Genomic DNA, 19,356 nt, shown 5'->3' with positions numbered 1-19,356 from the left:
AGCGCGCCTGGAAGGGAGTGCTCAGGCGGTGGCCAGCAGCAGGGGCAGTGCGGTGGGCTGCGGGCTGGCGTCGAGGCGACGTGGCTGCAGCAGGCTGCCATCGAGCAAGCGCGGCAACAGTGCGATTGCATCGTGGAAGGTATCGATGGCGGCATGCTCGATGCCGGCCTTCGTGCAATGGGTGATCAGGCGGCGCTTGGCGAACACGAAGTCGGCATCTTCGGAGACGCAGAAATCCGAGCTGCCATCGCCGATCATCAGCACGCGTGGTGCTTCGTCGACACGCGCCTGCGCGGCGCAGGTGCACTTGCAGGTACCACTGCGGCATCCTTCGGCCTGGTAGGGCGACTCCAGTTCCCAATGGTCTTCGCACCAGCGCAGGTGGTTGGCCACCACCGGCAGTCGCGACAGGCCGTGGTTGGCGAGGATGCGGTGGATCGCATAGTCCAGCCCGTCGCTGACGATGCGCAGCGGCACGCCCAGCTGTTCGGCGCGGCTGACAAAGGCGGCGAAGCCCGGATCGATCTGCACCTGGTCCAGGTGCGCGTCGAGCGTGGCCGGGTCCAGCTTCAGCAGCCGCACCTGGCCCTGCATGCATTCACGCGAGCCGATCTTTCCCGCCTTCCACTGGTCTTCCAGTTGCTGCCAGCCCGGCTGGCCGTACTTCTCCAGCAGCGAGTCGATGACATCTTCGAGGCTGATGGTGCCATCGAAGTCACACAGGATGCTCCAGTGCATGGGCAGGTCCGTCGGTGAAAGAAACGTCCGGCACGATGCCGGGGCAGGCTCAATGTAGGCAGGCAGCCTTTCTCGTTCCTTTCCTGTTGAAAGCCTGCACCGCCGGGTGGGGAAAGTGTTCAGGAATCGAGCGTGCTGAATGGGCGTGATGCCGTGAAAACCGCGCTTTCAGGGCTGCGCAGCGGCCAGCGCCCGCAGGATCTGCGCGGTCTCTTCCCGGGTCTGCCAGGCGCTGTTGCCGAGGGTCAGCATGCGTGCGGCGAAGTCGCGCGCGTTCGGCATGTCGTCCTGCGGCACGATGCCACGCAGGTAGGCGTAGTCGGGCAGGGCATGGATGAACATGCGGCTGGCACCGAGACCGCGCGGCCACAGTTCGTCCAGTGCGGCATCGCGCGCGCGCTGGCTGGGCAGCAGCAGCATCAGCATCGGCCAGGTGCCGCCGGTGCCGGCCAGGCCATCGACCACCTCCACCGCCGGCAGCTGTGCCAGCTGCACACGCAGCTGCAGTGCGCGCAGGCGCCCGGCCTGCAGGAACGCAGGCAGCCGCCGTGCAGCGTGGGCGCCCACGTTCTGCCGCCACTGGCTGACCCGGTGCTGGGGGATGTCCAGCGGGAAAATGTCTCCGACCGCGTCTTCCAGATCGCCGCGTTGCAGGGCGCTGCGCAGCGGATTGCCGTACACCAGCGACAGCAGCGAGGGGCGGTAACAGGCGGCAAGACCCAGCAGCTGCACGCTGCGAAGCAGCTCCCAGCGCAGGCTGAAACGTACCTGTTCGGCGGCATGTTCGGCCAGCGCGGCGCGCAGCTCGTCATCGCGGCTGACCAGCAGGCCGCCTTCATGCAGGCTCAACCCCTTGCCGGCGGCCAGGCTGAAGAATCCGATGTCGCCACGCAGGCCCACGCTGCTGTTGCCGACCCGTGCACCCAGCGCTTGTGCGGCATCTTCGATCACCCAGGCGCCGGCGCCGCGTGCGACCTCGCAGGCCCGTTCGACATCGGCGATGCGCCCGCCGAGGTGGGTGGGCAGGATCGCCAGCGTCCGCGCGTCGGCCAGGCGCGAGAGCTGTGCCGGATCAAAGTCGAAATGGCCACGCCGGGTATCGCACAGCTGCACGCGCAGGCCGAGGCTGTGTACCGCGATCGGCACCAGCGGACAGGTATAGGCCGGCAGGATCACGGTATCGCGCTTGGGCGCGCGCTTGCGCAGGGTGCGCAGTGCGATCAGCAGCGCGTGGGTGCCGGAACAGGTCAGCTGCAGCGGCGGTGTGCCGAGCTGGGTGGCCAGGATGTCGCGCAGGTCGCCGCCGCCGGGAAGGAAGTCGCTGGCCTGCATCGGCAGGCCAGCGGTCGGCGGCAGTTCGCGCGCGAACAGGCTCATCGCAGCCCGCTCACGAAGTGCTGTCGGCGGGGCTGTGCGGATCATCCGCTTCGGCGCGGCCGAGGCAGACGATGCCAGCCACGATCAGTACCGCACCGACAAGGTGGTGCAGGGTGAGCGGCTCTTTCAGCAGCCAGGCCGACAGCAGCAGCACACTGATCACCTCCAGGTGCGAGGCCGCGAACGCCGGGCCGATCGGCGCATGGCGCAGCAGGCTCATCCAGGTGAAGAACGCGCCGATGTAGCCGAGGACCGCGCCGTACACCCACGGCTGCGACAGCACGCGCAACAGCCACGCGGTGTTGGCCTCGACCGGCAGCGCGGCGTCACCGGCGTACTTGAAGCACAGCTGGGCCAGCGTGTCGAAGGCCATCAGCAGGGGAAAGCCGATCACATACAGGCGCCTCATGAGCCGGCCCCCACCACCGCCACGCCCGCCGTGACCAGCAGCATGCCGGTCACCCGCAATGGCGTGAGCTTTTCGCGGAACAGGATGCGGCCGGCGATCATCAGCGCAACGATGTTGATCGAGCCCAACAGCACGCCCTTGGACAACGGCACCAGCGACAGGAACGCGATCCAGGCAACGAACTCAAGCACGTAGCAGGCGATGCCGATCCACAGCCAGGGACGGCTGAGCATGTGTTTCCAGCGTTGCAGTCCTTCGCCATCCTGCGGGTCGCTGGCGGCGGCCTTGAAGGCGAGCTGGCCACCGGTATCGAGCACCACATTGGCCAGCCACAGCAGCGTGGCGAGTGCCCCCATCTCAGGCCACCGCCTTGAGCACGCCGCTGCGTTCACCGATTTCGGTGAAGAAACGCGCGCTGCGGCGGATCACCTCGCGGCGTTCGCGGTCGATCGTGATCATGTGGTAGCTGTCTTCCAGCACCACCAGTTCCTTTGGGCCGCTGACCCTCGACATCACCAGTTCGGCGTTGCCCATGCTGGCCACGTCGTCTTCGCGGGCGTGCATCACCAGGCACGGTGCGGTGACCTGGTGCAGGTGGCGGCGGGTCCAGTTGCTCAGGGCGCGCATCTCGGCCAGCGCGTGCCAGGGGTTGCCCGGCAGGCCGGCCGCGGCGCTGTCGCCGGACAGCATGGCGGCACTGACCTGCGCACGCAGGCGCTCGTCACGCAGGCCATAGGGCGGTTCTTCCATGAACATGCGGTCGCGGCCGATGTTGAAGCGCTTGAACCACGGCAGCAGGAACGACAGGCGGGCCACGGCGGGAATGTTCCAGCCGTCGTAGCGGAAGGTGGCGCCATACACGCCGACGCCGGACACCCATTCGGGGCGGCGTGCAGCCAGCGCCAGCGCCAGTACCGCGCCCATCGACAGGCCGCCGACGAACAACTGGTCGACCTTGCCACGCAGGCTCGCCGCTGCATCTTCCACGCCCTGGTACCACTGTTCCCAGGTGGTCGCCAGCAGGTCATCCACGGTGCCGCAATGGCCGGGCAACTGCACGCCGTGTACGGTGAAGCCGGCGTTGTTCAGGCCCTTGCCCAGCATGCGCATTTCCGCCGGGGTGCCGGTCAGGCCGTGGACCAGCAGCACGCCCTGCGGGCCACCGGGGAGGAAGAAGTCGTGCGATTCGGTCACCTGGCGGCTCCGGGACGGCAGTGGGGATGGTCAGGATCGCAAGCGCGATTTTCGCCAGCCTTTCAGCGCCCCGGTACGGGTCAGGGGGCCTTCAGCAGCGGCAGTGTGATGGCGACCTTCAGGCCCCCACCGGCGCGGTTGAGGAAGGTCAGGCGGCCGCCGGAATGCTCCACCGCTTCGTGCGCGATGGCCAGGCCCAGGCCGGTGCCGCTGGCTGCGGTGCCAGGCGCACGGAAGAAGCGCTCGCCCAGCCGTGGCATCACGTCCTCGGGCACGCCGGGGCCGTTGTCCTCCACGTACAGTTCGACGTCATTGTCATCCAGCGCATGCACGCCGACCGTGACGGTCGCATCGCGGCCGGCATAGCGCAGCGCGTTGTCGATCAGGTTGTCCAGTGCTTCCTGCAGCTGGGCACCGTTGCCGAGCACGCGCAGCGGGTGGGGGCTGCCGCGGTAGCCCAGATCGATGCCATCGCGGATCGCTTCGGGCACGCGCATGCCGACCCACTGCGGCACCAGCTCGCACAGGTCCAGTGCCTCCACGGTATCGGGCACGGTCTGCGCCCGGCTCAGTGCGAGCAGCTGGGTGCTGACCCGGGCGGTGCGCTGGTTGAGCCGGCGGATGTGCTGCAATGCCTCGCGCACCGTGTCCGGGTCGCCATGTGCCAGTGCCTGGTCCACGTGCAGGGCCATGCCGGCCAACGGCGAGCGCAGCTGGTGCGCGGCGTCGGCGATGAAACGGTTCTGCAGCGTGATCATTTCCGCCTGGCGCGCGAACAGATCGTCGATGGTGCTGATCAGCGGCTGGATCTCTTCGGGCACGTCGGCATCGGAGATCGGTGCCAGTTCGCCGCGGCGCTGCGCCAGGCGGGTCCTCAGCGGGGTCAGGATGCGCAGGCCATGGGTCACCCCGAACCAGACCAGCGCGGCGGTGCCCAGCGCCAGCATGGTCATCAGCGGGATGATGATCATCAGGATCTCGCGCGCGCGCTGGCGTCGTTCGGCCATGCTTTCGGCCACCGTCACCGCCAGCTGGTCCTGCGGATCGTTCATCGCACGCGTGCAGACGGTGGCCATGCGCACCGGCTGGCCGTTGAGAATGCCATCGTACAGGGTGGGGTCCACGCCGGTGCATTCCTGCGAAGGCGCGTAGGCACTGAAATCCGCATTGCCGCTGAGTGTCCCCTGGCGGCTGCTGTCCACGTTGAAATAGCGATGGCCGTCGGGCTCGTATTCGATCAGGAAGCGCGCCTGCGGAGACAGGTCGCTGGTCACCGGCATGGTGCTCAGCATCTGCGCGAACGAGTGCGTGTCGTCGATCAGGTTACGGTCGTGGATGCGGTTGGAATAATCCAACGCAACGTAATAGGCCAGGATCGTATTGAAGGTAAGCAGGCCCAGCATCGGCAACGCCAGGAAGGCGAGCAGGCGCCGGCGCAGGCTGGGGGGGCCACTGATCACGGGGCGCTGTCGTCCTGCGCGTCTTCCAGCATGTAGCCCAGTCCGCGCACGGTGCGGATGCCCATGCCGCCGGGCTGCAGCTTGCGGCGCAGGCGGTGCAGGGCGATGTCCAGGCCGTTGTCGGTCAGGTCCTGGCCCCAGTCGCACAGCGCCTCCACCAGCTGTGCGCGCGAGACGATGCGCTCGGCGCGTACCGCCAGTGCCGACAGCAGGCCGAACTCGCGTGCGGTCAGTTCCAGCGACTGGTCGTCGATCCATACCCGATGCCCGGCCAGATCGATGCGCAGGCGGCCGATGCGCAGGTCCGGGTTGCCATTGCTGGTCACGCGGCGCAGCTGTGCGCGCACGCGGGCTTCGAATTCGTCCAGTGCGAATGGCTTGACCAGGTAGTCGTCGGCACCGAGGTCGAGCACGCGCACGCGTTCGGCCAGGCCGTCGCGGGCGGTCACCACCAGTACCGCCAGGCCATCGCCGCGCTGGCGCAGGCGCTGCAGCACGTCGCGGCCATCCAGCTGTGGCAGGCCCAGGTCCAGCACCAGCAGCGCGTATTGGGTCGAACCCAGCGCGGCGTCGGCGTGCGCGCCGTTGTCGACGTGGTCGACCACATGCCCCTGCCGGCGCAGCGAGGCGCACAGGCCGGAGGCGATGTCCGGGTCGTCTTCAGCAATCAGAACGCGCATGCGCGGGGAGCTCCTGTAACGGTCGGGCCCAGCGGGTGGACGGGGCGGGCCTCTCGGCTGCCGAGGGTAGCCGCAAACCGGGTGAAGGTGGAGCGCGCCGGCACCTCCCGGCACCGTCGCGCTGTCCCGCCATTCAGTCCTGCAGGCCCGGCTCACCCAGTGCCAGCGGCACCCGTGAGCCGTCCAGCAGGCCGCGGCTGAGCCTGCCATCCTCGATGAACAGCAGTTCGCCGTTCTCGCCGTTCTTGATGCTGCTGTCGATGGCGATCACGCGGTCGCCGTGGAAGCTGCTGACGTGTGGCATCGAGGTATGGCCAACCACGATGCGCGTGAGCTGCAGGCGGTCGAGCACGGCCTGTACCGCCGCGGTGTCGAGGCGGCCATCGAAGTAGCCGCGGTACCAGATCGGGCTGGTCTTGCCGTCATACAGCGGTGCGGTGGCCGGGTCGGCCTTCACTTCGGCCTTGGGCAGGCCCAGAGAGGCCTGATAGGCCGCATTGGTGCGTGCCGGGTCCAGCGCCAGCTGCACCGCTTCGGGCGAGATGCCGCCATGCAGGAACAGGGTATCGCCGATCTTCAGCAGCACCGGGCGGGTGCGCAGCCACTGCCCGATCACCGAGTCGGCGCCATACAGTTGCGGGTAGCTGCGGCCCAGCAGCTGGGCGCTGCGCAGGTACTTCGGGTTGACGTAGCGCAGGTCGTCGTACAGCACCATGGTTTCGTGGTTGCCTAGCACGAAGTGCACTGCGCCACCGGCGGCGGCGGCCTGCTGCTGCAGGCCGTACAGCAGCCAGAACGCCTCGGTCACCTGCGGGCCGCGGTCGAATACATCGCCAGCGATGACCAGCGTGTCCTTGCCCAGGGCCCAGCGATCCTGCGCGTCGATGACCTGGTGGGCGCGCAGCAGGCGCACCAGCAGCCCGTACTGGCCATGGATGTCCGACAGCGCGACGATGCGCGGCGCGGCCGGCAGCACGGAGACCGAGGCCGCATTCGGCGCGGCCACGTGCACAGTGTGTTCGTAGCCACAGCGCGGCGCGATATCGGTGCCCGTCGTGTTGATGGCCAGCGAGCGCGACTCGACCTTGTCGTCGCAGATCCACTTGGCCTGCAGCTGGTCGCCCTGGCGGAATACATAGGGGCCATCGGCCTGCACGTGGTCGGCGGGCGCGGCAACCTCGCGGGCCTGCGTGGTTGCTGTGGCGCAGGCCAGCAGCGGCAACAGCAGGGCGGTCAGCAGGAAAGGGCGATAGCGCGGCATCGGCGGCGTCCGGCGGCGGAAACCTCCGATGCTAACCGGCGCGGCCCGATCGTGGTGTGCGCGAATGGGCGGATCAGGCGCCGCGCCGGTCGTCCTTGAGCTTGCGCACGCGGGTGGCGGCGGCCTGCAGCGGCTGACCGTCGCGCCCGTGTGGCTGCATGTAGGGCAGTGGTCGCCGCGTGCTGGATTCGATCAACTGCGAATGGGCTTCACCGGCGCTGAAGCGATGGCGTTCTCCCCACTGGCGCAGCGCGACCAGCAGCGGGAACAGTTCCTGGCCGGCGCGGGTGAGCACGTATTCCTGGTAGGCCGAGCCATCGGAGGCCGGTTGCAGTTGCAGGATGCCGGCCTCGACCAGCCTGCGCAGGCGATCGCTGAGGATGTTGCGCGCCGCGCCGAGGCTGCGCTGGAAGTCGCCAAAGCGCGTGACGCCGTCGAAGGCATCGCGGATCACCAGCAGTGCCCAGCGATCACCGAGCAGGTCGGCGCTGCGGGCAACGGGGCAGGGACTGTTGGCGTGCATGCTGTGGCCTCCGAATGTGGTTGCAGTTTAAAACCAATGACGATAGCCTGCATCAAGTTTCAAATTGCAACTACATCATGAGCGCATCGATGTCCCGCCCATTGCTGACCCTGCTCGCGGTCGCGGCCGGCGCCAGCGTTGCCAACGTCTATTACGCGCAACCGCTGCTGGATCGGCTGGCACAGGCCTTCGCACTGGACCGTGCCGTGGCGGGCGCAGTGTTGGCGGCAACCCAGGCCGGCAGTGTGCTGGCATTGCTGGGCCTGCTGCCGCTCGCCGATCGCGGTGACCGGCGACGCCTGCTGCGGATGCAGTTGATCGCGCTGGTGCTGGCCCTGCTGTGGCTGGCAGCGGCACGCACGGCCGGTTGGCTGTTGTCGGGCATGCTGCTGGCCGGGCTGTTGGGCACCGCGCTGACCCAGGGCTTGATCGCCTATACCGCCACGCTTGCGCCGCCCGAGCAGCGCGGGCGCCTGGTGGGCGTGGTGCAGGGCGGCGTGTTCATCGGCCTGTTGCTGGCGCGCGTTGTATCGGGCGCGGTCACGGCCACCGTCGGCTGGCGGGCGGTCTATCTGCTGTCGGCAGCGCTGATGGCGGCCCTGGCCGTGCTGCTGTGGCGGCGCCTGCCGGCGGTGCCGGTGCCGGCGGTACCACCGCGCTGGCGCGAACTGCTGGGTTCGATGCTGGGCATGCTGCGCCGGGACCGCGCGCTGCGCGAGCGTGGGCCGCTGGCATTGCTGCTGTTTGCTGGCCTCAACGTGTTCTGGGCGGCGGTGCCGCTGCCGCTGTCGGCGCCGCCGTTGCAGTGGTCCACCGCGGCCATCGGCGCACTGGGCCTGGCCGGCGTAGTGGGCGCCTTGATGGCGGCGCGGGTCGGGCACTGGATGGACCGCGGTTTCGCCGGTCGGGTCAGTCTTGGCGCGCTGCTGCTGATGCTGGCCGCGTGGTGGCCGCTGCTGGGCCTGCCGCAGTCGCTGTCGTTGCTGCTGCTGGGCGTGATCGTGCTCGACCTCGGTGGGCAGGCACTGCACGTATCGAACCAGGCGCTGCTGCTGCGTGCACCGGCAGAACAGCATGGACGCCTGGTGGCGTTGTACATGCTGTTCTATGCAGTGGGCAGTGGTGCCGGTGCGGCTGCCGGGCCCTGGATGCAGGCCCGGCATGGCTGGCCTGCCGTGTGCCTGCTGGGTGCAGGCATCGCGGCACTGGCGCTGCTGTGGTGGGCAGCATGGCGGGTGGTGGCGTCCAATGCATCGGCTGGCGGGCGAACCGGTAGAGTCGATTATCGGTAGAGTCGACTGTCAGTCGACTGCTCTTCGCCCCGCGTGCGAAAAATCCCGCGCTGCGTGCGATAGTCGACCAGCGGTCGACTCTACCTGTCCTGTCGTCATCGCTGCAGTGCACGCCGTCCCGGTGCTTCCTCAAGGTCCGCGCTGGCCACTACCACGCGGTTGCGGCCGCTGCGCTTGGCCTCGTACATCGCCGCATCGGCCCGTGCCATCAGCCGCTCGTAGTCCGGGTGGCCGTCATGGCCGGCTACGCCGATGCTGGCGGTCAGTGCCAGTACCTGGCCGTTGGCCAATGCCACCGGTGACTGCGCGATCTGCCGCCGCAGGCTTTCGGCGATCACCGCGGCCTGTGATTCGCTGGCCGCGACCAGCACCACCACGAACTCCTCGCCGCCATAGCGGAACAGGTAGTCACTGCCGCGGGTCAGCTGGCCGAGCAGGCCGGCGACGTGCTGCAGCGCGCGGTCCCCGGCGTCGTGGCCGTGGCCGTCGTTGATCGCCTTGAAGTGATCCAGGTCGAGCAGCAGCAGCGAGAACGGCGTGCAGTTGCGCGTGGCCAGTTCGATCTCCCGGCGCAGCACGGTAGGCAGGAAGCGGCGGTTGAGCAGGTTGGTCAGCGCATCGCTGCCGGCATCCAGCTCACCGATGCGCTCGAACAGCAGCGTCATCAGGGTGCGGATGGCGGCCAGGTCCTCGCGGATGGCCGGCAGCACCGCCAGTCGTTGTGCCGGGGCATCGTTGCTCGCCCGCTGCAGGTTGCTGTCGATGCGGGCCATCAGCTGGCCGACCTGCCGGGTCTCGCTGCTCTCGCCGAAGCTGGGGATGCCCTTGTGGGTGAACCACAGGCCGAACTCGGAAGTGGCCAGGCTGGCGCTGTCGCTGGCCTGTACGTGGCCAGCGAGCGCGTAGAGCAGGGCGTTCTCCCAGTCCAGCAGCAGTGCGCGCTGGCGTTCGCGTTCGGTGCCGACGTTCTGCACCAGCGAGAACAGCCGGTACGCAGCATCGGCGCGGGTCGAGCGCTCGCGTGCATGGGTATAGGCCAGGGTCATGCCTTCCATGGCGATGTCCATGATCGCGCTGAGGCAGTCGATGGCGGCGAACGCAGTGGCACTGTCGGGCGCGTCGTCGTGCAGGCGCACGAACAGTTCGTGCTTGAGCACGCGCGCGCCGCGGGTGACCAGGTCGACCGGAATACCGACCCGGGCATGCACATCGCCGATCACCCGCTGCGAGGCAACGGCGCCGGCAATACCGTCGGCATTGGTGGTCAGCAACTGCACCAGCCAGCGCTGCATGGCCGGCTGCAGGCGCTGCTTGACCTGATCGTGGGACAGGAAGCGGCGTGCACGCCCGTCCTGCAGCAGTACCTCGTAGAAGCGTTGGGCCAGCGCCGGCGGGGCATCGGCGGCGGCGGCGTGCAGCAGCGCGGTGGCGGCAGGGCCGGCCTGTTGCAGGCAGTGCTGCCAGGCCTCGGCCAGCGGTTGGCTGGCATCGTCCAGTTGGGGTGGTTCCACGTCGATCTCTGACTGCGTACGGCAAACCACGGGTATCGGCCGCGGTGGCGCACGGTTGATGGCGGGTTGGCCGGTCAGTTTATGCGCGATGCAGGGTTGCACGGCGCGCAAAGCACGTCGGCGCCGCGGCGGCAATGAGTGAACGCATTTGAGAATCACTCGCATTGATGGGAGAATGCGCGCACGGATCGGCCCGCAGGCGACTGCAGCGACGCTCCGCCTCCCCCTCGTCGTTGCCTCAAGCCCTTTGCCAGAGGCCCCGTTGCCCTGCCAGAAGGTCCAGATCATGTCTCCTGCCGTTGTCCTTTCGCCGCGCCCGCTGGCGCTCGCCGTTGCCGCCCTGCTGGCGGGAAGCGCCCTGACCGCCCAGGCCGAAACCGATGCCACCGATATCGACACGGTGCATGTCACCGCCTCGCAGATTGCCCGCCAGGCACTGGGTACCTCGACCATCACCGCCGAGGACATCGCCAAGCGCCCGCCGGCCAACGACATCGCCGAGCTGCTGCGCACCATGCCGGGCGTCAACCTCACCGGCAACAGCGCCTCGGGCCAGTACGGCAACAACCGCCAGATCGACCTGCGTGGCATGGGCCCGGAAAACACCCTGATCCTGGTCGACGGCAAGCGCATCGGTGCGCGTGATGCCGTGCGCATGGGCCGTAGCGGTGAGCGCAATACCCGCGGTGATACCAACTGGGTGCCGGCGGAAATGATCGAGCGCATCGAAGTGCTGCGCGGCCCTGCGGCGGCACGCTATGGCTCCGGTGCGTCCGGTGGCGTGGTCAACATCATCACCAAGCGCCCGACCGGCGACCTGACCGGAGCGGTCGACCTGTATGGCCTGGTGCCCGAGCACAGCGCCGAAGGCGGCAGCGAGCGCGTCGGCCTGCAGCTGAGCGGGCCGATGACCGACACCCTGTCGTTCCGCCTGTACGGCAACCTCAACAAGACCGACGCCGACTCACTGGACCTCAACCGCCAGTACGCCACCAACCCGAACGCGGTGCCGCCGGCTGGCCGCGAGGGTGTCAAGAACCGCGACGTCAACGCGTTGCTGCGCTGGGACATCACCGCCGACCAGGTGGTGGAGTTCGAAGCCGGCACCAGCCGCCAGGGCAACATCTACGCCGGTGACCGCGCGGTCAGCACTACCGGTACCTCGACCGGCGTTGACCTGGCGGCGCTGGCCGACGGCGAAGCGGAAACCAACCGCATGTACCGCAACACCGGCGCGATCACCCATCGCGGCCGCTGGGGCGACGTGACCTCGCGGGTGACCGCCGCGGTGGAAGCGGTCAACAACTCGCGCATCAATGAAGGCCTGGCCGGTGGCCCGGAAGGCAGCTTCAACGGCACCGACTGGTCGACCTCGCGCCTGCGCAACTACCAGCTGGATGGCGAAGTGAGCTTCCCGACCTCGCTGGGCAGCGTCGAGAACATCTGGACGCTGGGCTTTGAATACCTGGACAGCCGCCTGACCGACCCGTACTCGATGAGCCAGTCCAGCAGCAGCGGCGGCGGCATCCCGGGGCTGTCGGCCGATCGCGCGCGGGGCAAGGCCGACGCGCAGACCACCGCAGTGTTCGTCGAAGACAACATCTACCTGGGTGAGCGCTGGATCGTCACCCCGGGCCTGCGCTTCGACCACCACAGCCAGTTCGGCAACAACACCAGCCCCAGCCTCAATGCGCAGTTCCGCATCAACAGCGACTGGGTGGTGAAGGGCGGCATCGCCCGCGCGTTCAAGGCGCCGAACCTGTACCAGTCCAATCCGGACTATCTGTACTACACCCGTGGCAACGGCTGCCCGAATGCACTGCCGAGCCTGGGTGCCGGTTGCTACATGCGCGGCAACGCGGACCTGAAGGCGGAAACCAGCCTGAACAAGGAACTGGGCATCGAGTGGGCACCGCAGAGCGGCTGGCAGGCCTCGTTGACCTACTTCCACAACGACTACAAGGACAAGATCCAGGCCGGCTACACCCAGGTTGGCCTGACCGCCGACACCAAGGGCCGCATCTTCCGCTGGGAGAACGCGCCCAAGGCGATCGTGCAGGGGCTTGAAGGCAACCTGGTGATCCCGCTGCTGGGCGAGCAGGGCAATCGCCTGAAATGGAGCAACAATTTCACCTACATGGTGGAAAACGAGAACAAGAGCACCGGCCAGCCGCTGTCGGTGATCCCGAAGTACACCGTCAACACGATGCTGGACTGGCAGGCCACCGACAAGCTGTCGGTGCTGCTGACCGGCACGTTCTACGGCAAGCAGAAGCCGGCCACCGCCAACATCAACAATGATCCGCGCTGCACCGGCAGCTGCGATCCCTCGATCGCGCTGCAGGACCGCGGTGCCTACAACATCTGGGGCGTGAGCGCGCGCTACAGGGTGACCGAGACGGTCAGCTTCGGCTTCGGCGTCAACAACCTGGCCGACAAGCGCCTGTTCCGCGAGGCCAACAGCAGCGATGCCGGTGCGGCGACCTACAACGAACCGGGCCGCGCCTACTGGGCCAGCCTGCGCTTCGGGTTCTGACCGCACGCGGACGCCGGTCCGCTGCGGTCGCCAGGCCAGGCCAGGCGCTGCCGGCCACGCTCCGGTAGCGCCGGGCCTTGCCCGGTGAGGGATCGCCTGGGCTGCAATGTTATAAACACCGTAATAGTCTCCCCCGCCAGCACGGCGTAGCCTGCACCGCATCGCAAAGGAGCTGTTGCCATGGGCCACGACCACGATCACCTGCCATCCCAGATCCGCCACGAGAAACCCTTGTGGTGGGCGCTCGGCCTGACCTCCACCTTCCTCGTCATCGAGGTGGTGGGCGCGTTCTGGACCAACAGCCTGGCGCTGCTGTCCGACGCGGCACACATGGCCACCGATGCACTGGCACTGATGATCGCGCTGGTCGCGGTGCGGTTGAGCCGACGCCCGCCGGACGCGCGCCGCACCTACGGCTATGCACGCCTGGAAGCGCTGGGCGCGATGATCAACGGCGCCATGCTGTTCGTGGTCGCCGCCTACATCCTGTGGGAGGCGATCGGTCGTTTCCGCGAACCGCAGGAGATCGCATCTTCGGGCATGCTGGTGATCGCCGCCGCAGGCCTGGTCATCAACCTGATCTCGATGCGCCTGCTGCAGGCCGGCAGCGGCGAGAGCCTGAACGTGAAGGGCGCCTACCTGGAAGTGTGGGCGGATATGCTTGGCTCGGTGGCGGTGATCGCCGGTGCGTTGTTGATCAAGTGGACCGGCTGGAAGCCGATCGACCCGATCCTGGCGGTGCTGATCGGCCTGTGGGTACTGCCGCGCACCTACGTGCTGATGCGCGAGGCGATCAACGTGCTGCTGGAAGGCGTGCCCAAGGGCATGGACGTGGCCAAGGTGCGCGACAGCCTGTCCGGTCATGCTGCGGTGCTGGACGTGCATGACCTGCATGTGTGGGCGCTGGCCTCCAGCACGCCGGCGCTGACCGCGCACATCGTGATGCGCGACGGCACCGACGCCGATGCGCTGCGCCGTGAGCTGGGCGGGCGCCTGCACGATGACTTCGGCATCGAGCACGTGACGCTGCAGATCGAAGCGGACCACTGTGGTGAAGCCTGCGCTGGACCGGCGTCGGCCAAGGGCGGCGCGCAGCAGGGCCATGAAGGCCACGACCACGGTGAGGACGCGCAGGGCCATCGCGGCCACGTGCATCATTGAATGAAAATGAAAGCCGCACCGGGGAATGCCCGGTGCGGTCATTCGTCGCGTCGCGAGGCCAGCCGATCCGCCAGCCGGGTCGGTTCCGGCAGCCGGTAACCGCGCAGCGTGCGCTGCACCCAGTCCAGCGCGGTATCGGCACTGACCCGATGGCCGCCGGCCACGAACAGCGGCTTGCAGCGCACCTTGCTGCGCAGCACCCAGCCCAGTTGTTCGTCGCCATCCTGCAGCGGCGCATGTGCACCGGCCTCGGCGCCCGGTTCGACGAACCGGCCCACCAGCTTCGACTTGGCCACGCCGATGCTGGGCAGGTCGGTGACCACGCCCAGATGCGCGGCCACGCCCAGCCGGCGCGGATGGCTGATGCCATGGCCATCGACGAACACCAGGTCCGGCGTGCGCGGCAGCAGCGCCAGCGCGGCCAGCAGTGCCGGCAGCTCGCGGAAGCTGAGCAGACCGGGGATGTAGGGCATCACCGTGGGGATGCGCGCGATCTCCTGCGCCACGGGCTTCAGCGTCTCCACGTCCAGCAGTACCGCCGCGGCGCGGGTGATGGCGCCGTCGTCTTCAAAGCCAACATCCAGCCCGGCCAGCCAACGGACGTCGCGTGGCAGGCGGTCCTGGCGCTCCACGCGGCCGGCCAGCTGGAGCTGCTGCGCGCGTGCCGCGGAGACGCTGCCTTCCCAACATCCGGGATCGATCACCGTATTCATCGGTCACAGCATCGCACGGGCGGCGCCACGGCCCGGTGAGCGGCGGCCGGGCTACAATGGCGGCCTGCCTTTCCTCGCGTTGGAGACCCTGCAGTGACCCGTAAACTCGTACTGTTGCGCCATGGCCAGAGCCAGTGGAACCTGGACAACCGCTTCACCGGCTGGGTCGATGTCGACCTGACCGAGCAGGGGCGCCGGGAAGCGGCCGCCGCCGGTCGCCTGATGCGCGAGGAAGGCCTGCAGTTCGACGTCGCCCACACCTCCGTGCTCAAGCGTGCCATCCACACCCTGCAGGGTGCGCTGGCCGAGCTGGAGCAGGACTGGCTGCCGGTGAACAAGTCCTGGCGCCTCAACGAGCGGCACTACGGCGGCCTGCAGGGGCTGGACAAGGCCGAGACCGCGGCCAAGCACGGCGAAGAGCAGGTCAAGGTCTGGCGTCGTTCGTACGACATCCCGCCGCCGCCGATGGTCCTGGAAGATCCGGGCCACCCGATCCATGACCGCCGCTACGCCGGTCTGGACCGCAACGCGCTGCCGGGCACCGAGTCGCTGGCCACCACCCTGGACCGCGTGCTGCCGTACTGGCACGACGCCATCGCGCCGCAGCTGAAGGACGGCAAGACCGTGCTGGTCACTGCCCACGGCAACTCGCTGCGCGCGCTGTACAAGTACCTCAACAATGTCTCGCGCGAGGAGATCCTCGAGCTGAACATCCCGACCGGCATCCCGCTGCTGTTCGAACTGAACGACGACCTGACCGTGCAGTCGTTCCGCTACCTGGGCGACCCGGAAGCAGCGCGCAAGGCCGCCGAAGCCGTGGCCAACCAGGGCAAGGCGAAGTAAGAAGCACAAGGCCGGCGCAAGCCGGCCTTCGCTTTTGTCGAGCCGAGCCCACGCTCGGCCGGCGCTGTCGCAACCCGGTAGAGCCAAGCCATGGGGGCTGCATCAGCCAGCTACGAGGGATCCATGCGGCGCACCTTCGGCGGCTGCAACGCGGCAATGTCGATGACGTGTTCCTGGCATATCACCTGATAGTGCGTGAATGGGCCCGGGTAACTGACATCGGCAAAGGTGCCATGGTCCAGATAATCGAGGAATTTCGAACGGCTGTAGCGGCGGAACAGGTTGCCGCTCCAGGTTTCGGCGTCGTCCCAGCTCTGGTAGGACTCGTTGTGCACGGCGTAGCTGATGTAGTGGTCCCAGATCAGCTCAAAACGCTGCGAGTGGGGCATCACCTCTATCGCACGCGCATCATCGATTGAACGTCCATGAGCGAGCTCCACACGGGAGGGCTTTCCGACCACCAGGCCTTCCTCGACGACCAGGCGCAGACGATTCGCTTCCGGCTCGCCGATGCCCGCCAGGAACAGACACTCACAAGCGTCGATGGCCTGCAGCAGCGCAGCTTCGTCCATGGTCATGAAGTCCAGTGATCGCGGAAGCCAGAGCATAGCGGCATGCAGACGGAGCCGCGCCATGCGCTCGTGACCTTTGGCCGGTCCCCAGCGTCGCTCCCGCGGCTACCCTGTGAAATTACCCGCAGGAGAGCCTCATGAACGTCCGCAACCTGGTCCCGCTGGGCCTGACCATCGCCATCGCTGCCTCACTGGCGGCCTGTGGCAAGAACGAAACCGCCCCGGCGGCCAGTGCCGACGCCAAGCCGGCCTTCGACCTGTCGCAGATCAAGACGCCGCTGATCTCGCTCAACAGCGCCGACCTCGATCCGGCCATTCCGGCCTGTACCGACCTCAATGGTTTCGTCAACAGCAAGTGGCTGAAGGCCAACCCGGTGCCGGGCGACCAGACCACCTGGGGCAGCTTCGAGATCCTGCGCGAGCGCTCGCTGGAAGTGCAGCACGCGCTGGTGCAGCAGGCCGCCGCCAGCCAGGCCAAGGCGGGCTCGGTGGAAGCGAAGATCGGTGACATCTGGAAGACCGGCAACGATGAAGCGAAGATCGAAGCTGCCGGCCTGGCGCCGCTGCAGCCGCAGCTGGACAAGATCACCGCGCTGAACGACACCGCCGCCATCACCCGGTACCTGCGCGACAGCCAGGCCGAGGGCAAGGGCGTGCTGTTCTCGCTGTTCGCCAATGCCGACTACAAGGATTCGGCCAACGTCATCGCCTACGTCGGCCAGGGTGGCCTGGGCCTGCCGGAGAAGGGCTACTACTTCGACGATGCGCAGGCCAAGATCCGCGACGCCTACGTGGCCTATATCGCACAGGTGCTGACCCTGTCCGGCGTGGACGCGGCGCAGGCCGCCGAGCAGGCGAAGGCCGTGATGGCCTTCGAAACCCGCCTGGCCAAGGCCTCGATGTCGCGCATCGAAATGCGTGACCCGGCCAAGCGCTACAACCCGCTCAGCGCGGCTGAGGCCGACAAGCTGACCCCGAACTTCAGCTGGACCGCGCTGTTCGAGACCCTCAAGGTGCCGGCCGCGCAGAAGTTCTCGCTGGCCCAGCCGGGCTTCTTCGGTGAAATGGACAAGATGCTGGCCGATGTGCCGGCCAGCACCTGGCAGGCCTACCTGCGCTTCCACACCATCGACGATGCCTCGCCGTACCTGAGCAGCCAGTTCGAGAAGGCCAACTTCGATTTCTACGGCACCACCCTGCGTGGCCAGAAGGAAATGCAGCCGCGCTGGAAGCGCGTGCTGGAGTCGGTCAACGGTGGCATGGGCGAAGCCCTGGGCCAGCTGTACGTCGACGCCGTGTTCCCGGCCGAGTCGAAGGTCGCCATGCAGCACCTGGTGGAAAACCTGTCGCAGGCGCTGAAGGCGCGCCTGGAGCAGCTGCCGTGGATGGGCGAAGAAACCAGGAAGAAGGCCCTGGAGAAGTGGGCCAGCTTCACCCCGAAGATCGGTTACCCCGACAAGTGGCGTGACTGGGCGGGCCTGCAGACCAACGGCGACAGCTACCTGGGCAACATGCAGGCGGCGCGTGCGTTCAACTACCGCTACATGCTGGACAAGATCGGCAAGCCGGTGGACAAGACCGAGTGGGGCATGACCCCGCAGACCGTCAACGCGTACTACAACGCCACCAAGAACGAGATCGTGTTCCCGGCGGCGATCCTGCAGGCACCGTTCTTCGACGCCAAGGCCGATCCGGCGCTGAACTACGGCGGCATCGGTGCGGTCATCGGCCACGAGATGATGCACGGCTACGACGACTCGGGCAGCCAGTTCGCCGCCAACGGCAACTTCGACAACTGGTGGACCGACGCCGACCGCAAGGCCTTCACCGAGCGTACCGACCAGCTGGTCGCGCAGTTCGACGGCTATGAATCGGTGCCGGGCGTGTTCGTGAAGGGCAAGCTGACCCTGGGCGAGAACATCGGCGACCTCGGCGGCCTGACCGTGGCCTACGACGCGTTGCAGATGGCGCTGAAGGAAGACCCGAAGGCGAATGTCGAAGTGGATGGCCACAGCCAGGACCAGCGCTTCTTCATGAACTGGGCCACCGTGTGGCGCCGCAACTTCACCGATGGTGAGCTGCGCGTCCGCCTGAACACCGATCCGCACGCCCCGGCCAACTTCCGTGCCAACGGCGCACCGTCGAACATGCCGTCCTATGCCGCTGCATTCCAGTGCAAGGCCGGCGACGCGATGGTGCGTGCCGACGACAAGCGCGTGGTGATCTGGTAATCGATCACCCGTGACTGCGTGATGCGAAAGGCCCGGCGAATGCCGGGCCTTTTGTCTTCCAGGCCGGTAGCGCAGCGCCGACTGGTAGAGTCGACTGTCAGTCGACTATCGCGCGCAGCGCGGGATTTTCGTGATCTGGACGAAGAGCAGTCGACTGACAGTCGACTCTACCGACGGGTCGTTTCACCTTCCGGAAGATCTCAGGCCAGCTCCGGCTCCCGCGCCAGCATGCGATGGAAGCGCTGCAGCACGTAGGGATCCACCAGCCCTCCAGACTGCGAATCGATGATCCGCAACGCGGTTTCGTGCTCCATCGCGTCGCGGTACGGGCGCACGCTGGTCATCGCATCGTAGGCATCGGCGATGGTGACGATGCGCGCGCCCAGCGGGATGGATTCGCCGCGCAGCCCATCGGGATAGCCGCTGCCATCGAAGGCTTCGTGATGGGCGCGGATCAGCCGCGCCACGGGCGCGGCGTCGCTGCGGCCGGTGGCCAGGAAGATGTGCTCGCCGCGCACCGGATGCTCGCGCATGATCGCGCGCTCCTCATCGGTATGCCGGCGCGGTGCCAGCAGTACGTCGTCGGGAATGCCGATCTTGCCGATGTCGTGGAAGCGCGCGGCCAGGCCGACCTGCGCACAGGCCTGGTCGTCGAGATCGCAGTGCGCGGCCAGCCGCTGCGCGAACAGGCCGACGCGGTCGCAGTGATGGCGGGTGTAGGCGTCGCGCATCTGCAGCGACATCGAGAGGGCATCGATCAGGCAGGCCTGCGCGTGCAGCAGGTCGGGGGCGGGTACGGCGTCAGGAAACATGGTCATCCGCCCGCACCGGGTGGGGACCGGTGCGGGGTGTTCG

Annotated in this window: 18 protein-coding genes; 5 read left to right on the top strand and 13 right to left on the bottom strand. The window is 67.7% G+C overall.

The window, feature by feature from the left end; genetic code table 11:
• Window positions 1-21: 21 nt before the first annotated feature.
• From AC5P6H_RS10470 to AC5P6H_RS10430, 9 genes are all read right to left on the bottom strand, one after another.
• The gene (locus AC5P6H_RS10470) at window positions 22-738 is read right to left on the bottom strand and encodes an MtnX-like HAD-IB family phosphatase (RefSeq protein WP_495202588.1); all 717 of its coding nucleotides are present in this window, start codon (window positions 736-738) and stop codon (window positions 22-24) included.
• A 168-nt stretch (window positions 739-906) separates the two neighbouring features.
• Window positions 907-2,115 (bottom strand): DegT/DnrJ/EryC1/StrS family aminotransferase, encoded by a 1,209-nt coding sequence (locus AC5P6H_RS10465; RefSeq protein ID WP_014646428.1) that lies wholly within the window; start codon window positions 2,113-2,115, stop codon window positions 907-909.
• 10 nt (window positions 2,116-2,125) lie between these two features.
• Window positions 2,126-2,524 carry a DMT family transporter gene (locus tag AC5P6H_RS10460; protein ID WP_032958031.1) on the bottom strand — a complete coding sequence of 133 codons (399 nt, stop codon included), beginning with the start codon at window positions 2,522-2,524 and terminating at the stop codon, window positions 2,126-2,128.
• Window positions 2,521-2,880 (bottom strand): EamA family transporter, encoded by a 360-nt coding sequence (locus AC5P6H_RS10455; RefSeq protein WP_014646430.1) that lies wholly within the window; start codon window positions 2,878-2,880, stop codon window positions 2,521-2,523. Before AC5P6H_RS10455 ends, AC5P6H_RS10460 begins: the two co-directional genes overlap by 4 nt.
• 1 nt (window position 2,881) lies before the next feature.
• The gene (locus AC5P6H_RS10450) at window positions 2,882-3,718 is read right to left on the bottom strand and encodes an alpha/beta hydrolase (protein ID WP_014646431.1); all 837 of its coding nucleotides are present in this window, start codon (window positions 3,716-3,718) and stop codon (window positions 2,882-2,884) included.
• A gap of 80 nt (window positions 3,719-3,798) precedes the next feature.
• Window positions 3,799-5,178, bottom strand: a complete 1,380-nt coding sequence (locus tag AC5P6H_RS10445; RefSeq protein ID WP_049441505.1) for a sensor histidine kinase — start codon at window positions 5,176-5,178, stop codon at window positions 3,799-3,801.
• Entirely contained in the window at window positions 5,175-5,858 is a 684-nt protein-coding gene (locus AC5P6H_RS10440; protein ID WP_014646433.1) for a response regulator, read from the bottom strand. Before AC5P6H_RS10440 ends, AC5P6H_RS10445 begins: the two co-directional genes overlap by 4 nt.
• 133 nt (window positions 5,859-5,991) lie before the next feature.
• A complete protein-coding gene (locus AC5P6H_RS10435) occupies window positions 5,992-7,119 on the bottom strand; it encodes a metallophosphoesterase (protein WP_495202587.1) in 1,128 nt (375 codons plus the stop codon).
• Window positions 7,120-7,192: 73 nt separating this feature from the next.
• Entirely contained in the window at window positions 7,193-7,642 is a 450-nt protein-coding gene (locus AC5P6H_RS10430; RefSeq protein ID WP_126411857.1) for a winged helix-turn-helix transcriptional regulator, read from the bottom strand.
• An 89-nt stretch (window positions 7,643-7,731) separates the two neighbouring features.
• On the opposite strand from AC5P6H_RS10430, the gene AC5P6H_RS10425 reads away from it, so the two are divergent.
• Window positions 7,732-8,934, top strand: coding sequence for an MFS transporter (locus AC5P6H_RS10425; RefSeq protein ID WP_495202586.1), 1,203 nt, complete (start codon window positions 7,732-7,734; stop codon window positions 8,932-8,934).
• Between the two features lie 95 nt (window positions 8,935-9,029).
• On the opposite strand, the gene AC5P6H_RS10420 is transcribed toward AC5P6H_RS10425, so the two are convergent.
• The gene (locus AC5P6H_RS10420; RefSeq protein WP_495202585.1) at window positions 9,030-10,445 is read right to left on the bottom strand and encodes a GGDEF domain-containing protein; all 1,416 of its coding nucleotides are present in this window, start codon (window positions 10,443-10,445) and stop codon (window positions 9,030-9,032) included.
• A 286-nt stretch (window positions 10,446-10,731) separates the two neighbouring features.
• Between AC5P6H_RS10420 and AC5P6H_RS10415 the strand changes: the two genes are divergently transcribed.
• Together AC5P6H_RS10415 and AC5P6H_RS10410 are read left to right on the top strand one after the other, a co-directional pair.
• Window positions 10,732-12,981 carry a TonB-dependent siderophore receptor gene (locus tag AC5P6H_RS10415; protein ID WP_481452678.1) on the top strand — a complete coding sequence of 750 codons (2,250 nt, stop codon included), beginning with the start codon at window positions 10,732-10,734 and terminating at the stop codon, window positions 12,979-12,981.
• A 180-nt stretch (window positions 12,982-13,161) separates the two neighbouring features.
• Window positions 13,162-14,142 (top strand): cation diffusion facilitator family transporter, encoded by a 981-nt coding sequence (locus AC5P6H_RS10410; protein WP_032958024.1) that lies wholly within the window; start codon window positions 13,162-13,164, stop codon window positions 14,140-14,142.
• A gap of 38 nt (window positions 14,143-14,180) precedes the next feature.
• Here the strand turns inward: AC5P6H_RS10410 and nfi are convergent, their stop codons facing one another.
• On the bottom strand, window positions 14,181-14,855 hold the full coding sequence (gene nfi, locus AC5P6H_RS10405) for a deoxyribonuclease V (protein ID WP_014646440.1): 675 nt from the start codon (window positions 14,853-14,855) through the stop codon (window positions 14,181-14,183).
• A 93-nt stretch (window positions 14,856-14,948) separates the two neighbouring features.
• Between nfi and gpmA the strand changes: the two genes are divergently transcribed.
• On the top strand, window positions 14,949-15,698 hold the full coding sequence (gpmA, locus tag AC5P6H_RS10400; protein ID WP_495202584.1) for a 2,3-diphosphoglycerate-dependent phosphoglycerate mutase: 750 nt from the start codon (window positions 14,949-14,951) through the stop codon (window positions 15,696-15,698).
• Window positions 15,699-15,808: 110 nt separating this feature from the next.
• Here the strand turns inward: gpmA and AC5P6H_RS10395 are convergent, their stop codons facing one another.
• Entirely contained in the window at window positions 15,809-16,270 is a 462-nt protein-coding gene (locus tag AC5P6H_RS10395) for a hypothetical protein (RefSeq protein WP_288494675.1), read from the bottom strand.
• Window positions 16,271-16,407: 137 nt separating this feature from the next.
• Here AC5P6H_RS10395 and AC5P6H_RS10390 point away from each other — a divergent pair, with 137 nt between their 5' ends.
• Window positions 16,408-18,501 carry a M13 family metallopeptidase gene (locus AC5P6H_RS10390; RefSeq protein ID WP_126411861.1) on the top strand — a complete coding sequence of 698 codons (2,094 nt, stop codon included), beginning with the start codon at window positions 16,408-16,410 and terminating at the stop codon, window positions 18,499-18,501.
• Between the two features lie 200 nt (window positions 18,502-18,701).
• On the opposite strand, the gene AC5P6H_RS10385 is transcribed toward AC5P6H_RS10390, so the two are convergent.
• A complete protein-coding gene (locus AC5P6H_RS10385) occupies window positions 18,702-19,319 on the bottom strand; it encodes an HD-GYP domain-containing protein (RefSeq protein ID WP_053494648.1) in 618 nt (205 codons plus the stop codon).
• Between the last annotated feature and the right edge of the window lie 37 nt (window positions 19,320-19,356).

The sequence above is a fragment of the Stenotrophomonas sp. YJH_SMC_110 genome (genome assembly GCF_059369255.1).
This window is presented reverse-complemented; position numbering and strand designations above follow the sequence as displayed.